Source organism: Kitasatospora sp. NPDC004289, assembly GCF_053602875.1.
Map to the genome: position 1 here is coordinate 1 of NZ_JBSGEL010000015.1, position 16,880 is coordinate 16,880.

Here is a 16,880-nt window from a genome sequence, read left to right on the forward strand (position 1 = left end):
GACACCCCCATCATCACCCTCGACGCACGCCGCCGGGACAGCGCCAAGAGCGCCCTCATCACCCTCGTCGAACACGCCCTCCTCGCCCGACTCCGGTGACGAGCGGCACGGAAAAGGGCCCACCACGTCCGTGGCGGGCCCTTTCTGACTGACCGTCGGCTTTCCCGGTGTGCTCAGAGCTCTGGTGCGCTCAGGCCTCCGGGTCCAGACCGGCCCGGATCAGGCCGTAGGTGTAGGCGTCCTCCAGGGCCAGCCAGGAGGCGCCGATCACGTTGTCCGCCACGCCCACGGTGGACCAGGTGGCCACCCCGTCGGTGGACTCGATCAGCACCCGGGTGCGCGAGCTGGTGCCGTGCGCGCCCTCCATGATGCGGACCTTGTAGTCCACCAGCTCCATCTTGGCCAGCGGCGGGTAGATGTGCTCCAGCGCCGTGCGCAGCGCCTGGTCCAGCGCGTGCACCGGGCCGTTCCCCTCGCCGGTGGCGATCCGCCGCTCGCCCTGGGCCCAGAGCTTCACGGTGGCCTCGTTGCCCGGACTGCCGTCCGCCAGCTGCTCGCTGATGGTCCGCCAGGACTCCAGGCTGAAGAACCGCGCCTTGCTGCCGCGCACCTCGTCGCGGAGCAGCAGCTCGAACGAGGCGTCGGCGGCCTCGTAGGTGAAGCCGAGGTTCTCCTGCTCCTTCACCTTGGCCACCACCCGGCCGACCAGGTCGCGGTCGGCGGAGAGGTCGTAGCCGAGCTCCTTGCCCTTTAGCTCGATCGAGGCCCGGCCGGCCATGTCGGAGACCAGCATCCGCATGGTGTTGCCGACCAGCTCGGGGTCGATGTGCTGGTAGAGGTCCGGGTCCACCTTGATCGCGGAGGCGTGCAGGCCGGCCTTGTGCGCGAAGGCCGAGAAGCCCACGTACGGCTGGTGGGTGGAGGGCGCGAGGTTGACCACCTCGGCGATCGCGTGCGAGATCCGGGTCATCTCGGGCAGCTTCCCGGCGGGCAGCACCCGGCGGTCGTACTTCAGCTCCAGCGCACCGACCACCGGGAAGAGGTTGGCGTTGCCGACCCGCTCGCCGTAGCCGTTGGCGGTGCACTGCACGTGGGTGGCGCCCGCGTCCACGGCGGCCAGCGTGTTGGCCACCGCGCAGCCGGTGTCGTCCTGGGCGTGGATGCCGAGCCGGGCGCCGGTCTCGGCGATCACGTCGGCGACGATCTCCCGGACGCCGCCGGGCAGCATGCCGCCGTTGGTGTCGCAGAGCACGACCACGTCGGCGCCGGCCGCGTGGGCGGTGCGGACCACGGCGAGCGCGTAGTCCCGGTTGGCCTTGTACCCGTCGAAGAAGTGCTCGCAGTCGATGAACACCCGGCGGCCCTGGGCCTTGAGGTGCTCGACGCTGTCCCGGACCATCTCCAGGTTCTCGTCCAGGGTGGTGCGCAGGGCCAGCTCGACGTGCCGGTCGTGCGACTTGGCCACCAGGGTGACCACCGGGGCGCCGCTGTTGACCAGTGCGGCCAGCTGCGGGTCGTCGGCGGCCCGGCCGCCCGCCCGGCGGGTGGCGCCGAAGGCGACCAGCTGGGCGTGCTGGAGGTCGAGCTCGGCGGCGGCGCGGGCGAAGAACTCGGTGTCCCGCGGGTTGGCCCCGGGCCAGCCGCCCTCGATGAAGCCGACGCCGAACTCGTCCAGGTGCCGGGCGATGGTCAGCTTGTCGGCGACGCTGAGGTTGATGCCCTCGCGCTGGGCGCCGTCGCGCAGCGTGGTGTCGAAGACGTGGAAGCTGTCGTGGGGTCGGCTGCTGGCCTCGGTCATGGCCGTCGGTTCTCCGTTTCGGGGAGGTACTTCTCGGTTGGTTGCCGGGATACGAATCCGGCTCCACTGTCCAGCATCCCGCGCGCCTCCCGGTGTCCCCGAGCCCCCTCGTGAGGGGCCGGTGGCCGGTCCGGGAAAACGAAAAGACCCCTCGCGGATGCGAGAGGTCTGCGCGCGGGTCTGGACGCTGGTGGTCGCTCCGCGTATCGGTGGTACGGGAGCGGTCACTGCGGACCGGCGCGCCTGCTGCTAATAATCAGCGAAAGCGAGGACACGCTCGCAGTCTGGCACACCATCCGCGATCCGGCCCCCGCGTCTCGCCATCCGGGACGTGTCGGGTCAGCCGCTCGGTCGAGCGGGATCCGGGCCGCCCCGCATCCCCGGCGCTCGGCTTCGCGGTCCCGTCCGGGCTTGCGCGAGGTCACCGGGGTCAGGGCGCCCCGGGGTGGGGCGCCCTGAGGGTGGGTCAGAGGATCTTGTGGAGCCAGCCGTGGGTGTCGGGGAGCTGGCCGCCCTGGAGGGCGAGGAGGGTCTTGCGGAGCTCCATGGTGACCGGGCCGGGCTCGCCCTTGCCGACGGTCCAGTCGGCGCGGGCGGACTTGACCGAGCCGACGGGGGTGATGACGGCGGCGGTGCCGCAGGCGAAGACCTCGGTGAGGGTGCCGTCGGCGTTGGCCTCGCGCCACTCGTCGGTGGAGATCTTCCGCTCCTCGACGGCGTAGCCGAGGTCGCTCGCGAGGGTGAGCAGGGAGGCGCGGGTGATGCCGGGGAGGAGGGCGCCGGAGAGCTCGGGGGTGACGATCTTCGCGTCCTTGCCCTCGCCGAAGACGAAGTACAGGTTCATGCCGCCCATCTCCTCGATCCACCGGTGCTCGGCGGCGTCGAGCCAGACGACCTGGTCGCAGCCCTTCTCGGCGGCCTGGGCCTGGGCGACCAGCGAGGCGGCGTAGTTGCCCGCGCACTTCGCGGCGCCGGTGCCGCCGGGCGCGGCCCGGACGTACTCCTCGGAGAGCCAGACGGAGACCGGCTTCACGCCGCCGGGGAAGTAGGCGCTGGCCGGGGAGGCGATGACCATGAAGAGGTACTCGTTGGCCGGGCGGACGCCGAGGCCGACCTCGGTCGCGAACATGAAGGGCCGCAGGTAGAGGCTCTGCTCGGCCTCCTGGGGGACCCAGGCCTCGTCCGCGCGGACCAGCAGGTCGACGGCCTCGACGAAGGCCTCGACCGGGAGCTCGGGCATGGCCAGGCGACGGGCGGAGGCGGCGAAGCGCTCGGCGTTGGCGGTCGGGCGGAAGGAGGCCACCGAGCCGTCGGGCTGGCGGTAGGCCTTCATGCCCTCGAAGATCGCCTGGCCGTAGTGCAGGGTCATGTTGGCCGGGTCGATCTCCAGCGGCGCGTACGGCGTCAGCTGGGCGTCGTGCCAACCCCGGCCCTCGGTCCACCGGATGGTGACCATGTGGTCGGTGAAGACCCGTCCGAAACCGGGGTTGGTCAGCCGGGCCGCGCGCTCACCGTCGGAGAGCGGGTGCGCGGAGGGCTTGAGGTCGAACGTGATGGGCGCCTGGGTGGGCGTACTCATGACTGTCTGTCCTTCACCGTGGGGTTGGTCCGGGCCGGTGCCCCCCTGTGAATGAACGCACGAAGGCACGGCCCACTGTCGATACTCGCATCCAGAGGGCCGTGCCGAACAGCCGGTCGGGCTGTGGTTCGTCTGGTTCCGGCCCGCGGGCCGGAGGTGCAGTCGTGCTGCTACCGGCCCGTCAGCCGGATACTCGGGCGGCGAGCGCGTCGCCGACCTCGGAGGTGGACCGGGTGCCGGAGCGCTCGGTCAGGTCGGCGGCGACGGCGGCCTCGACCTTGGCGGCCTCCTCGGCGAAGCCGAGGTGGTCCAGCAGCATGGCGACCGAGAGCACGGTGGCGGTCGGGTCGGCCTTGCCCTGGCCGGCGATGTCCGGGGCGGAGCCGTGCACCGGCTCGAACATCGACGGGAAGGCGCCGGTCGGGTTGATGTTGCCCGAGGCGGCCAGGCCGATGCCGCCGGTGACGGCCGCGGCCAGGTCGGTGAGGATGTCGCCGAACAGGTTGTCGGTGACGATCACGTCGAAGCGCTCGGGCTGGGTGACGAAGAAGATCGTCGCCGCGTCCACGTGCAGGTAGTCGGTGGTGACCTCGGGGAACTCCTGGCCGACCTCGGCGAAGATCCGCGACCAGAGGTGGCCGGCGTGCACCAGCACGTTGTTCTTGTGCACCAGGGTGAGCTTCTTGCGCGGGCGGGCGGCGGCGCGCTTGTAGGCGTCGCGGACCACGCGCTCGATGCCGAACGCGGTGTTCAGGCTGACCTCGGTGGCCACCTCGTGCTCGGTGCCGGTGCGCAGGGTGCCGCCGTTGCCGACGTACGGGCCCTCGGTGCCCTCGCGGACCACCACGAAGTCGATCTCCGGGGCGCCGGCCAGCGGGCCCTGGACACCCGGGAAGAGCTTGCCCGGGCGGAGGTTGATGTGGTGGTCGAAGGCGAAGCGGAGCTTCAGCAGCAGACCGCGCTCCAGCACGCCGGACGGGACGCTCGGGTCGCCGATGGCGCCGAGCAGGATCGCGTCGGCGCCCTTGAGCTCCTCCAGCACGGCGTCCGGGAGGGTCTCGCCGGTGCGGTGGTAGAGACGGGCACCGAGGTCGTACTCGGTGGTCTCCACCTTGACGTCGGCGGGGAGGGCGGCGGCGAGCACCTTGAGGCCCTCGGCCACGACTTCCTGGCCGATGCCGTCACCGGGGATCACTGCGAGACGAAGGCTGCGAGACATGCGGCCGACAGTACTCCGCGTCCCAAGCGGTGACATCCGATGTCCACCATTCGGACGGCGCTTGGCGGGCCGGAGCCGGCCTCCGCCACCCTATGCTCGGATCCGGACAAATGGTGACGGAACGTCAGGGGTACCTGGTCGGTGAGCGGCTGGACATCGGCGCACGGGCGCCGTGCGGAGCTGGGGTCCGCGGGGCTGACGACGGCGGCCTACACCGCCGCCGTGGCCGCGCGGCAGGAGTACCCGTTCGGCCCAGTGGCGGTGGCCGGGGCGGAGTCGGTGCCGTACCACGCGCACCTGCGGGACCTGCTGCACGGCGGCACCACCGGGGACCTGCTGTTCAACTGGGGCAGCGGCTACGGTGTCCCGTTCCTGCCCGACCTCGCCGCCTACCTGGCCAACCCGTTCTCCTGGCCCGCCGCCGCCGTGCTCCCCCGGGGCTCGATCGCGCTCGCCGCCTTCCTGGTGCCGCTGCTCAGCCTGGGCCTGGCCGCCGCCCTGATGACCCGTCTGCTCGGCCGGCTGCACCCCGGGCCCGGCTGGCAGCGGGCGCTGCTCGGCGCCGGGTACGGGCTCTGCGCCTGGGTGGTGCAGGACGGGGTGACCACGCCGGCCTGGCTCTGGGGCACCGTCTCGCTGCCGCTGCTCTGCCTGGCCGGGGACTGGTGCCTGCGCGGCCGGCACCGGCTGGTCGGCATCCTGGCGGTGGCCGCCGCCCTGGCCGGGAACCTGGTGACCGGGGTGGCCGCCATGGCGGGCGCCGGGCTGGTGCTGCTGCTCCGGCTGGTGCTGACGGACCGTCCGGCCCGGGCCCGGCTCGGCGCGCTCTGGCGGGCCGGCTCGGCCGGACTGCTCGGGGCGCTGCTGGCCGCCCCCGTGGTGACGGTGGGCCTGAAGGCCGCCCGGACCGCCCAGCCGGGACCGCTCACCGGGTACCAGGGCGCGCCCGGAGTCGCCGAGTACCTGGGCCAACTGCTGCCCGGCGGACGGCCCGGGCTGCCGCTGCCGGACGTCTCGGTGGGGATGCTCGGGCTGCTCCTGGTGGCCACCCTGCCGTTCAACCGGCGGGTCACGGTGCGGGAGCGGATCGGCTGGCCGGTGCTGGTGGTCCTGGCCGGGGTCGGCCTGGTCTGGCGCCCGGAGGTGCTGCTCTGGCACGACCCCGGGCTGACCACCGGCACCGGCACCCCGTACCTGGCGGCCTTCGTGCTCAGCGGACTGCTGGTGACGGCGGCCTGGGTCTCGCTCTCCCGGCCGCCCGGCCCGGCCGCGCTGGCGGGCGGGGCCGCGCTGGTCGCGGTGGTGGTGACGGTCGCTCAGGTCTGGGGCGGCGGGCTGACCGGGGCCGCCTGGCTGCTGGTCGCGGTGGGCGGGGCGGTGGTGGCCGGCGGCGTGTGGCTGCTCGGTCGGGGCCGGGCCGAACGGCTGGTGGCGGCCGGGCTCACGACGGCGGTGCTCGCCGGGGCCGCGTACGCGGCCTACGCGGGTGCGCCGGCAGGTGGGTCACAGCTCGACGCGGGACAGCTGCGGGAGGCGTACCGGGCCCTGCGGGCGGGCTCCGACTGGCCGGACGGGCGGGCCGATCCCGGGCCGCACGCCTTCACCGACAACGACCCGATGCTGCTGGACGGCCAGGGCGGCGGCTACCGCTCCGGGCGGCTGCCGCGGGTGACGGCGGAGCTGCTGCACGACCTGGGGGCCGGCTGGTCCGCCGGCGGGCGGCAGACCCTCAGCCCGGCGGATCCGGTGGGGCGGGCGGTGTTCGGCGTGCGGACCTTCCTGGCGGACGGCACCGGCGGGTTCGTGGTGGAGCGGGCCGCGGCCGCGGCGCCGCTGGTCACGGTGCGGGCCGGGGTGCCGGTGGTGGACGGGTCCTCGGTGTGGGCGCGGCAGGCCTCGGTGCTCGACGCGCGGGGGCTGTACGAGGTGCCGCAGGTGACGCCGGTTCAGGGCGGGCCCGCAGCACCGACCTCGCACGGCAGCAGCGGGTGGTCGGTACCGGCGGGCGGGGCGGGCTTCGAGGCGAGCTGCTCCCCCGGGTCGGCGGCGTACTTCTACGGGCCCTGGTTCGCCGGGACGGTGGAGGCGCTCGGGAGTTCCTACGTCAGCGCGGGGCAGCAGCCGGTGGTCTCGGAGCCGGTGCACCTGCTCGGGGCCGTGCCGGGTGACGGGCGGATCCGGGTGTGGCTGCGGGCCGGGGCGGTGAGCCAGGTGCCGGCGCTGCCGCTCGGCTGTCTGGCGCCGGGGGCACTGGAACGGGCGGTGGCGGGGCTGACCCCGGCGGAGCGGGTGACCGCCGGCGGGCACACGCTGACGGCCGAGCTGCCGGTCGGGGCCGCCGGCACCGCGGTCGTCGCCGCCCCGGCGGTGGAAGGCTGGACCTGCCGGGTGAACGGCGGGCCCGAACGCGCCCCCGGCTCCCTCCTCGGCCTGATCGCCGTCCCCCTCGGCGACGCCGCCACCGACGTCGCGTGCTCCTACCGCCCACCGGGCCTCACCGACGGCCTGGCCATCAGCGCGGCAGCGCTGGCCGTGCTGGCCGCGGTCGTCCTGCTCTCCCTGGCCCGCCGGCGGCCTCGGCGGTAGGCGGACACACCGGGGGCGCGGGGCTCTGCTGATGTGCGGCTGCGCCGCGTGGGCGCGCGGTGGTGGTTACCCCGGGGGCGCGGGGCTCTGCTGATGTGCTGCTGCGCCGCGTGGGCGCGCAGTGGTGGTTACCCCGGGGGCGCGGGGCTCTGCTGATGTGCGGCTGCGCCGCGTGGGCGCGCGGTGGTGGTTACCCCGGGGGCGCGGGGAACTGCGCGAGGCGGAAGGACGAGACCCGTGTGCCGGGTACGGAGGCTCACGTGCAAGTGGCTGTCCGTACCCGGCACACGGGTCGCTGTCTTCCGATGCGCGCAGTTCCCCGCGCCCCTGACCGCCCTCCGGGCGGTCAGGCCCTAGCGGAGGCGGACCACCTCGCTGCGGCGGCCGTCCGGGTTGAGGTGGTGGACCAGGAGGAGCCGGTCCGCGGCGGGGTTGCGGCGGCGGATCTCCAGGGCGGTGCCGGGCTGTTCGGGGGTGGCGATGGCGGCCGGGCCGGCTGCTCCGTTGCGGATGTCCAGCGCCGGGTTGAGGACGTCGAGCACCAGGGTGGGCTTCCCGTCCTTCAGGCCGACCGAGGAGAGCGCCTCCTTGGCGTCCGGCAGGCCGGGAGCGGCGAAGCCGGTCCAGAGGGCGTAGCGGATCCGGGAGGTGGACTGCCGCAGGCCGGGCAGCTTGTTCAGCCGGACCGGGAGGACCAGGGTGTCGCTGTCGAGCAGGTCGGTGTCGGTGTCGCCCCACCGGGCGTTGAGCGGCTGGACGTCCAGCTCCTCGCCGGTCTTGGCGTCCAGCGTCCGGGCGACCAGGACGTCGCTGCCCTTGAGCCGGTCGGCGGCCACCACCACGTCGGTCTTCTGGTCCCCGTCGGTGTCCAGCGAGGCCCGGACGGCGAACTGGCCGACGGGGGTGGGCGCCGGGGCCCAGAGCGAGGCGGCCAGGTAGAGGGTGCCGTTCTCCAGGGGCTCACCGCCGACCGCGGGGGCGTCGCTGGCGGCCCCGGCGGCCCGGAGGTTGGCCGCCCGGTCGCCGGGGCGGGTGACGCAGAGGTCCGGTGTCTTGTCCTGCTCGGCGGCGGTGCCCGGCGGGCAGTCCGGCCAGCGCGGGGCCTCGCCGCCGAGGGCGAAGGCGGAGAGCAGGCCGCCCGCTGCGGAGGGTGCGGCGGTGCCGGTGAGGGTGAGCAGCGAGCTGCTCCGGCCGAGCCGGGCCTGCTGACCGGCCGTCAGGTCGGAGGCGGCGCGCGGCGCGGCGAACAGCGGCACCCGCAGTTCGCCGGCCGTGGTGTCGGCGGGGGTGAGCAGCAGGCGGCCGGAGAGCTCGCCGCGGTAGCTGCGGGCCTTGCCGCCCTGCACCAGGTCCAGGGTCGGGTCCGGTGCGCGGTCCAGCTGCCCGGGCACCCGGAGGGTGACCTTGACCCGAGCGGTGCCTCCGGCCGGGACGGTCACCCGGCCCGGGGTCAGTTCGAAGGCGGCGCCGGGCACTTCGGTGGCCGCGGCGTAGCCGGTGCGGTACTCCAGCGGGCGGTCGGCGAAGCTGCGCAGCTCCACCTCGCGGGTGAGCTCGGTGGGGCCGGTGACCGGGACGGGGCCGAAGGAGAGGCCGACCACGCCGTCCACCGCCTCCCCGGCCGCGTAGGCGACCACGGGGGTGGCGACGGCCCGGTCCACCCGGGCCCGTCCGGCGCCGGTGCGCTCGGGGCCGTACACCGGGCCGCGCTGACCGTCGTTCAGCCAGGTGTCCCCCGCGGTGTTCATCAGTGCGGCCTTGACCTGGGCCGCCGTCCAGTCGGGGTGCGCGCCGCGGACCAGGGCGGCCAGGCCGGCCACGTGCGGGGAGGCCATCGAGGTGCCGTCCTCGCGCATGCCGCCGGAGCCGGAGCCGACCTTGGCGGACCAGATGGTCTCGCCGGGGGCGGCGAGGTCGGGCTTGACCAGGCCGGGCAGGCCGATGCCGCGGGAGGTGAAGGAGGTCAGGGTGTCGGTGCGCTGCGGCTGGTCCTGCGCCACCGCCCCGTGCAGGGGGTTGCCGGGGGTGGCCAGTTGGACCGTGACGGGGCCGGCCTGGGCGGCCTTGCGCAGGCGCTCGCCGTCGGCCCTGGCCAGGATGGCGGCCGGGATCCGGTCGTTCCCGGCGATCTCGCCGAGGTGGTCGCCGTCGGCGGCGAACAGGGTGCCGACGGCTCCGGCGTCGGCGGCGTTGTTGGCCCGGGGCGCCGATCCGCAGGCCCGGTCGGGCTCGCGGGTGCTCCAGGCGAGGACCGCGATCCGGTCCTTGAGCCGGGCGGCGTCGGCGGCGGAGAAGGGCTTGCAGCCGTCCGACTGGTCGGCGGGCAGGGCGAGCAGACCCTGCACCTCGCGGTCGTCCCAGTGCTGGTACTTGGCGCTCCAGTGCGCGGGGACGAGTCCGGCCAGGGTCTCGGGGGCCAGCACCCGCAGGCCGTCGGCGTCGCCGTGCGGGTCGACCGAGGCGGCCACGGTGAGCACCCGGGGGGCGGTGCCGGGGCTGCCGCCGATGGCGTGGACGTCGCCCTCGTTGCCGGCCGCCGCGACCACCACGGTGCCGAGTGCGGCGAGCCGGTCGGCGGTGAGGGCGTCGGCGTCGTCGGGGCCGCCGAAGGGGCTTCCGAGCGAGAGGTTGACCACGTCCAGACGGTCCGTCAGGTCGCCGTCCTGGTCCGGGTCGGCGGCCAGGTCGAGCGCCTCGGTGAGCTGGTCGGTGGAGCCGGAGCAGCCGAAGACCCGGATCGGGTAGAGCCGGGCCTCGGGGGCCGCGCCGGGGCCGACCTTGAAGCCGGCCGGGTCCAGCCCGGGCCGGTACGGGCCGCGGTAGGTGGCGCCGGAGGAGGTGACGCCGAGGCCGGCGGCGGTGCCGGCCACGTGGGTGCCGTGGCCGTTGAGCGCGCAGTCCAGCGGGTTGTCGTCGGGCACCGGGTGGCTGCCCTCGTCCGAGGAGGGGTCGTAGGCGTCGCCGACCAGGTCCTTGCCGCCGAAGACCTTCTCGGTCGGGAAGAGGCCGGCCGGCGCGGGCTTGGCGCCGTCGACGGCCTTGAAGGCCTCCTCGGTGCCGGGGCCGCCGAAGTCGGCGTGGGTGTAGTCCAGGCCGGAGTCGATGATGCCGATGCTGACGCCCCGTCCGGTGGAGCCGGTGGCACCGGCGCCGGACCAGACGGCGGGGGCGCCGGTCAGCGGCACCGAGTACGAGTTGACCCGCTCCTTGAGCGCGATCGGGTGCACCGCCCGTACCCCGGGCAGCCGGGCGAGCCCGGGCACCGCGGCGGCGGGCACGTTCACCGCGACCCCGGAGAGCAGGGTGTGGGTGCGGTAGAGCTCGTGGGCGGCGGGGACCGAACGCCGTAGGGCGGCGGCGAGTTGGCCGGCCGCCCGGTCGGTGGCCCGGCGCCGTTCGGCGCCGGCCTCGGCCCCGGCCCGGCGGACCGCCTCGGGGCTGCGGAGCTGCCGCCTGGCCTGCTCGGTGGCCTGCTGCCAGGCGGTGGCGGCGGTCTCGGTGTCGAGTTCCAGCAGGACGCTGCGGCGGCCCGCCGGGTCGGGGTCGGTCGAAGCGCGCTCGGCCGCCGCACCGGAGAGCGGTACGGCGGCGAGGGCGAGCGAGCCGGTCAGCAGCAGGGTGCCGAGCCGGACGAGGGTGCTGGTGCGCAAGGGCCTGTCTCCCCCGGCAGGGGTTGCGGTAGGCCCGCGCCGTGCGGAGCTCGATCACCCTTCCGGAGGCACCAAATTAGGATCATCGCGCCGGGTCCGGCGAGCACCGTCCCTCCTTGGAGTCGCTGTTGCACTCCTGTGGGTGACGGATCGTCAGGCGTTCGGCGCAGCGCCCGTGACCTGCGGCGCGACCCGGCGCACCAACCGGCTCAGTGCCCGGTCGAGCCGCCGTTGTCGCGGCGGTCCAGCGAGCGCTGCAGGGCGGCGTTGGCACGGGGGTCGGACTGGGCGCGGCGACGGCGGCGGGGGGCGGCGGTCTCGGCGGCGGGGGCGTGGCGGTCTGCGGTGGCGGGCATACCGAACTCCTTGGGACGTGCGCGTGGGGTGAGGGATTTCGGGTACGCCGGTCAGGGGTCGCCTGCCATGGTGCGTACGGGCACACGGGCCACGCGCCCTCGTTGGAGGGGTGGCACACCGTATGACTCCTTCACGGTACGACGCCGGACGGGTCCTGTCTGCACGGATAGTTGGATTTCCTAGTATCTGAGACGGGACTCACCCGGGAGACGCAAGAGGGCCCGGTCCGCCGAGGCGGACCGGGCCCTCTGACGTGCTGTCAGCCGAGGTTCACGGCGCGGGAGAACTGGGCGCCGATCGCCTTGGAGATCTCGGTCAGGACCTCCTGCGAGACCTCGCTGTCCACGGTGATCGAGGCGAGCGCCTCGGAGCCGTCGCGGGCGACCTGCATGCCCGCGATGTTGATGCCGGCGTCGCCGAGGATGCGGCCGAGGGTGCCGACCACGCCGGGGCGGTCCTCGTACTTGAAGAAGGCCATGTGGTCGGTGAGCGCCACGTCCACGTCGAAGGCGTCCACGCCGACGATCTTCTGGGTCTGCTTCGGGCCGGAGAGGGTGCCGGAGATGGCGATCTCCGAGCCGTCCGAGAGGGTGCCGCGCACGGTGATCACGTTGCGGTGCTCGGGGGACTCGCTGGAGGTGGTGAGGCGGACCTCGACGCCACGCTCCTGGGCGAACAGCGGGGCGTTGACGTAGGACACCGTCTCCGCCACCACGTCCTCGAACACGCCCTTCAGGGCGGAGAGTTCGAGCACCTTGACGTCGTGCTGGGTGATCTCGCCGCGGACCTCGACGTCGAGGCGGACGGCCACCTCGCCGGCCAGCGCGGTGAAGATCCGGCCGAGCTTCTCGGCCAGCGGCAGGCCCGGGCGGACGTCCTCGGCGATCACGCCGCCCTGGACGTTGACGGCGTCCGGCACCAGCTCGCCCGCGAGGGCCAGGCGGACCGACTTGGCGACGGCGATGCCGGCCTTCTCCTGCGCCTCGTCGGTGGAGGCGCCCAGGTGCGGGGTGGCCACCACGTTGTCGAAGGCGAACAGCGGGGAGTCGGTGCACGGCTCCTTGGCGTAGACGTCCAGGCCGGCGCCGGCCACCCGGCCGTCGCGCAGCGCGGAGGCCAGGGCGGCCTCGTCCACGATGCCGCCGCGGGCGGCGTTGACGATGCGCACGCTCGGCTTGACCTTGTGCAGCGCCTCGTCGCCGATCAGGCCGATCGTCTCGGGGGTCTTGGGGAGGTGCACGGTGATGAAGTCGGAGACCTCCAGCAGCTCCTCGAGCGAGAGCAGCTTGACGCCCATCTGGGCCGCGCGGGCGGCCTGGATGTAGGGGTCGTAGGCGACGATCTTCATGCCGAAGGCGGACATCCGCTGGGCGACCAGCACGCCGATCCGGCCGAGGCCGACCACACCGAGGGTCTTCTCGCTCAGCTCGACGCCGGTGTACTTGTTGCGCTTCCACTCGCCCTGCTTGAGCGCGGCGTTGGCGGGCGCGATGTTGCGGGCGACCGAGATCAGCAGACCGCAGGCGAGCTCGGCGGCGGTGACGATGTTGGAGGTCGGGGCGTTCACGACCATCACGCCGGCCTTGGTGGCGGCGGAGACGTCCACGTTGTCCAGGCCGACGCCCGCGCGGGCGACCACCTTGAGCTTCTTGGCGGCGGCCAGCGCCTCGGCGTCCACCTTGGTGGCGGAGCGGATCAGGATGGCGTCCACGTCCGCGATGGCGGTCAGCAGCTCGGTGCGGTCCGCGCCGTTGCAGTGGCGGATCTCGAAGTCCGGGCCCAGTGCGTCGACGGTGGCGGGGGACAGCTCTTCGGCGATCAGAACGACGGATTTGCTCACGACAGTGTCCTTAACTGTCCGGTTCCCGAAGGCCCTCACGAAGGTGGCGTGGCAGGGCGGGGGAAGGTGGCATGCCGCGTAGGTAGACGCACGACGCTGTGGGCCTGACGCGCACTCGGAAGTGTATCGACGGTGATGCGCCGCGGCTGCTCCCGTCCGGCGAAATCACCCGGACGGGAACAGCCGTTGTGTACAAGCGGGTTACGCGTTCTCGTCGACCCAGCTCATCAGCTTGCGGAGCTTCTTGCCGGTGGTCTCCAGCAGGTGCTCGGAGTCGGCGTTCTTGTACTCGTTGTACTTCGGCAGGCCCGCCTTGTACTCGGCGATCCAGGTGTTGGCGAAGGTGCCGTCCTGGATCTCCGCGAGGACCTTCTTCATCTCGGCCTTGGTGTCGGCGGTGATGATGCGCGGGCCGGTGACGTAGTCGCCCCACTCGGCGGTCTCCGAGATGGACCAGCGCATCTTCTCCAGGCCGCCCTCGTACATCAGGTCGACGATGAGCTTCAGCTCGTGGAGGCACTCGAAGTAGGCGATCTCCGGCTGGTAGCCGGCCTCGACCAGGGTCTCGAAACCGGCCTTGACCAGGGCGGCGGTGCCACCGCAGAGGACGGCCTGCTCACCGAACAGGTCGGTCTCGGTCTCCTCGGTGAAGGTGGTCTTGATGACGCCGGCCTTGGTGGCGCCGATGCCCTTGGCGTAGGAGAGCGCCAGGTCGAAGGCCTTGCCGGTGGCGTCCTGCTCGACGGCCACGATGGCGGGGACGCCGCGGCCCTCCTGGTACTGACGGCGGACCAGGTGGCCCGGGCCCTTCGGGGCGACCATGCAGACGTCGACGTCGGCCGGGGGCTTGATGAAGCCGAAGCGGATGTTCAGGCCGTGGCCGAAGAACAGCGCGTCGCCGGCCTTCAGGTTCGGGGCGATGTCCGCCTCGTAGACGTCGGCCTGGATCGGGTCCGGCACCAGGATCATGATGACGTCGGCCTCGGCGGCGGCCTCGGCGGCGGTGACCACGCGCAGGCCCTCCTCCTCCGCCTTGGCCTTCGAGGAGGAGCCCGCCTTCAGGCCGACCCGGACGTCGACGCCGGAGTCGCGCAGCGACAGCGCGTGGGCGTGGCCCTGGCTGCCGTAGCCGATGATCGCGACCTTGCGGCCCTGGATGATCGAGAGGTCGGCGTCGTCTTCGTAGAACAGCTCGGCCACGGGGGCACATCTCCTTGCGTGGTGGTGATGCCGGGTCCTGCAGGTCCTACCGTACGTGGACCCGGCGGGGGTGTGGGGCGGTGCTTCAGGGTGTGAGACGACAGGCCGTCAGGCCCGTGTCAGGCGCTGCGGTCCAGGGCCCGGAGCGAGCGGTCCGTGATCGAACGGGCGCCGCGGCCGATGGCCACCAGACCGGACTGGACCAACTCCTTGATGCCGTAGGGCTCCAGCATCTTGAGCATGGCCTCCAGCTTGTCCGAGCTGCCGGTGGCCTCGATGGTCACCGCGTCCGGCGAGACGTCGACCGTCTTGGCGCGGAACAGCTGGACGATCTCGACGATCTGCGAGCGCGACTCGGCGTCGGCCCGGACCTTGACCAGGACCAGCTCGCGCTGGACCGCGGCGGCCTGGTCGAGTTCGACGATCTTTATCACGTTGACCAGCTTGTTGAGCTGCTTGGTGACCTGCTCCAGCGGGAGGCTCTCCACGTTGACCACGATGGTCATCCGGGAGATGTCCGGGTGCTCGGTCGGGCCGACCGCGAGCGAGTCGATGTTGAAGCCCCGACGGGAGAACAGGGCGGCGATGCGGGCGAGCACGCCGGGCTTGTTCTCGACCAGGACGGAGAGGGTGTGCTTGGACATGGTGGTCATGGACTCTCTATCGGTTGGTCAGGGAGCGCAGTTCAGTCGAGGTCGTCGCCGAAGTCCGGGCGCACGTCCCGGGCGGCGAGGATCTCGTCGTTGCTGGTGCCGGCGGCCACCATCGGCCAGACCATGGCGTCCTGGTGGACGATGAAGTCGATGACCACCGGGCGGTCGTCGATCGCCATCGCCTGCTCGATCACCTTGTCCAGGTCCTCGGGGCGCTCGCAGCGCAGGCCGACGCAGCCCATCGCCTCGGAGAGCATCACGAAGTCCGGGATCCGGGTGCCCTGGGCCGGCGCCTCGATGCCGTCGTGCTCCGGGCCGGAGTGCAGCACGGTGTTGGAGTAGCGCTGGTTGTAGAAGAGCGTCTGCCACTGGCGGACCATGCCGAGCGAGCCGTTGTTGATGACGGCCACCTTGATCGGGATGTTGTTCAGCGCGCAGGTGACCAGTTCCTGATTGGTCATCTGGAAGCAGCCGTCGCCGTCGATCGCCCAGACCGCGGTGTCCGGCTTGCCCGCCTTGGCGCCCATCGCGGCCGGGACGGCGTAGCCCATGGTGCCCGCGCCACCCGAGTTGAGCCAGGTGGCCGGCTTCTCGAACCGGATGAACTGCGAGGCCCACATCTGGTGCTGGCCGACGCCCGCCGCGTAGATGGCGTCCGGGCCGACCAGCTGCCCGATCCGCTCGATCACCTGCTGCGGCGACAACCCGCCGTCGGGGGCCGCCTCGTAGCCCAGCGGGAAGGTGGTCTTCCACTCGTTGAGCTTCTCCCACCAGGCGGTGTAGTCGCCCTTGTGGCCGGCGTCGAACTCGGCCTGGACGGCGACGATCAGATCGGCGATCACCTCGCGGGCGTCACCGACGATCGGGACGTCGGCCGGGCGGTTCTTGCCGATCTCGGCCGGGTCGATGTCGGCGTGCACGACCTTGGCGAACGGCGCGAAGCTGTCCAGCTTGCCGGTGACCCGGTCGTCGAAGCGGGCGCCCAGGGTGAAGAGCAGGTCCGACTTCTGCAGTGCGGTGACGGCCGGGACGGAGCCGTGCATGCCGGGCATGCCCAGGTGCTGCGGGTGGCTGTCCGGGAAGACGCCCAGCGCCATCAGGGTGGTGACCACCGGGGCGCCGGTCAGCTCGGCCAGGATCCGCAGTTCGGCGCTGGCCTGCGCCTTGAGCACGCCGCCGCCGACGTAGAGGACCGGGCGCTTGGAGTTGACCAGCAGCTTGGCGGCCTCGCGGATCTGCTTGGCGTGCGGCTTGGTGACCGGGCGGTACCCGGGCAGCGAGGTCTCCACCGGCCAGCGGAAGGTGGTGGTGGCCTGCAGCGCGTCCTTGGCGATGTCGACCAGGACCGGGCCGGGGCGGCCGGTGGCGGCGATGTGGAAGGCCTCGGCGATCACCCGGGGGATCTCGGCCGGGTCGGTCACCAGGAAGTTGTGCTTGGTGATCGGCATCGTGATGCCGCAGATGTCCGCCTCCTGGAAGGCGTCGGTGCCGATCGCCTTGGAGGCGACCTGCCCGGTGATCGCGACCATGGGGACGGAGTCCATGTAGGCGTCGGCGATCGGGGTGACCAGGTTGGTCGCGCCCGGGCCGGAGGTCGCCATGCAGACGCCGACCCGGCCGGTGGCCTGGGCGTAGCCGGTGGCGGCGTGGCCCGCGCCCTGCTCGTGGCGGACCAGGATGTGACGGACCTTCTGCGAGTCCATCAGCGGGTCGTAGGCCGGGAGGATGGCGCCACCCGGGATGCCGAAGACGGTGTCCGCGCCCACGGCCTCGAGCGAGCGGATGAGGGACTGCGCACCGGTCATCGTCTCGGCCGCGCTGGGCGCGGGAGCGTGGGCGGCCGGGGTGTCCCCGCGGCGGGGGGCGGCGTGCTCGGTCATCTGCCTGTCTCTTCTCGGGTTCTGCCGTCCGCCAGGTGAGGGACCTGGTGGCGGTCGCCGGTCCTGCCTCCATCGTCCACCCGGCCCGTGTGAGGGGCTCGTACGTGGGCGAATCGGC

The 16,880-nt window shown here is 73.1% G+C and carries 10 protein-coding genes and 1 pseudogene; 2 read left to right on the plus strand and 9 right to left on the minus strand.

Annotation, left to right across the window (positions count from 1 at the left end; all coding sequences use genetic code 11):
* A pseudogene (locus ACWEPF_RS12515) lies at positions 1–99 on the plus strand (ATP-binding protein); the annotation flags it as partial.
* A 91-nt stretch (positions 100–190) separates the two neighbouring features.
* Here ACWEPF_RS12515 and cimA read toward each other — a convergent pair.
* From cimA to ACWEPF_RS12530, 3 genes are all read right to left on the minus strand, one after another.
* Positions 191–1,798 (minus strand): citramalate synthase, encoded by a 1,608-nt coding sequence (gene cimA, locus ACWEPF_RS12520; protein WP_452172553.1) that lies wholly within the window; start codon positions 1,796–1,798, stop codon positions 191–193.
* Positions 1,799–2,264: 466 nt separating this feature from the next.
* The gene (locus tag ACWEPF_RS12525; RefSeq protein WP_452172554.1) at positions 2,265–3,377 is read right to left on the minus strand and encodes a branched-chain amino acid aminotransferase; all 1,113 of its coding nucleotides are present in this window, start codon (positions 3,375–3,377) and stop codon (positions 2,265–2,267) included.
* A gap of 181 nt (positions 3,378–3,558) precedes the next feature.
* Positions 3,559–4,596 (minus strand): 3-isopropylmalate dehydrogenase, encoded by a 1,038-nt coding sequence (locus ACWEPF_RS12530; protein ID WP_452172555.1) that lies wholly within the window; start codon positions 4,594–4,596, stop codon positions 3,559–3,561.
* 141 nt (positions 4,597–4,737) lie between these two features.
* Here ACWEPF_RS12530 and ACWEPF_RS12535 point away from each other — a divergent pair, with 141 nt between their 5' ends.
* Positions 4,738–7,182: a YfhO family protein gene (locus ACWEPF_RS12535; RefSeq protein ID WP_452172556.1), complete on the plus strand. Its 2,445-nt coding sequence runs from the start codon at positions 4,738–4,740 to the stop codon at positions 7,180–7,182.
* 353 nt (positions 7,183–7,535) lie between these two features.
* On the opposite strand, the gene ACWEPF_RS12540 is transcribed toward ACWEPF_RS12535, so the two are convergent.
* The 6 genes from ACWEPF_RS12540 to ACWEPF_RS12565 form a co-directional block, all read right to left on the minus strand.
* Positions 7,536–10,832, minus strand: coding sequence for a S8 family serine peptidase (locus ACWEPF_RS12540; protein ID WP_452172557.1), 3,297 nt, complete (start codon positions 10,830–10,832; stop codon positions 7,536–7,538).
* Between the two features lie 209 nt (positions 10,833–11,041).
* On the minus strand, positions 11,042–11,188 hold the full coding sequence (locus ACWEPF_RS12545; protein ID WP_345290229.1) for a hypothetical protein: 147 nt from the start codon (positions 11,186–11,188) through the stop codon (positions 11,042–11,044).
* A 260-nt stretch (positions 11,189–11,448) separates the two neighbouring features.
* On the minus strand, positions 11,449–13,029 hold the full coding sequence (serA, locus tag ACWEPF_RS12550; RefSeq protein ID WP_345290228.1) for a phosphoglycerate dehydrogenase: 1,581 nt from the start codon (positions 13,027–13,029) through the stop codon (positions 11,449–11,451).
* Positions 13,030–13,230: 201 nt separating this feature from the next.
* Entirely contained in the window at positions 13,231–14,229 is a 999-nt protein-coding gene (gene ilvC, locus ACWEPF_RS12555) for a ketol-acid reductoisomerase (protein WP_345290227.1), read from the minus strand.
* A 119-nt stretch (positions 14,230–14,348) separates the two neighbouring features.
* Positions 14,349–14,873 carry an acetolactate synthase small subunit gene (gene ilvN / locus ACWEPF_RS12560; protein WP_345290226.1) on the minus strand — a complete coding sequence of 175 codons (525 nt, stop codon included), beginning with the start codon at positions 14,871–14,873 and terminating at the stop codon, positions 14,349–14,351.
* Positions 14,874–14,914: 41 nt separating this feature from the next.
* The gene (locus ACWEPF_RS12565; RefSeq protein WP_452172558.1) at positions 14,915–16,762 is read right to left on the minus strand and encodes an acetolactate synthase large subunit; all 1,848 of its coding nucleotides are present in this window, start codon (positions 16,760–16,762) and stop codon (positions 14,915–14,917) included.
* Positions 16,763–16,880 lie beyond the last annotated feature (118 nt).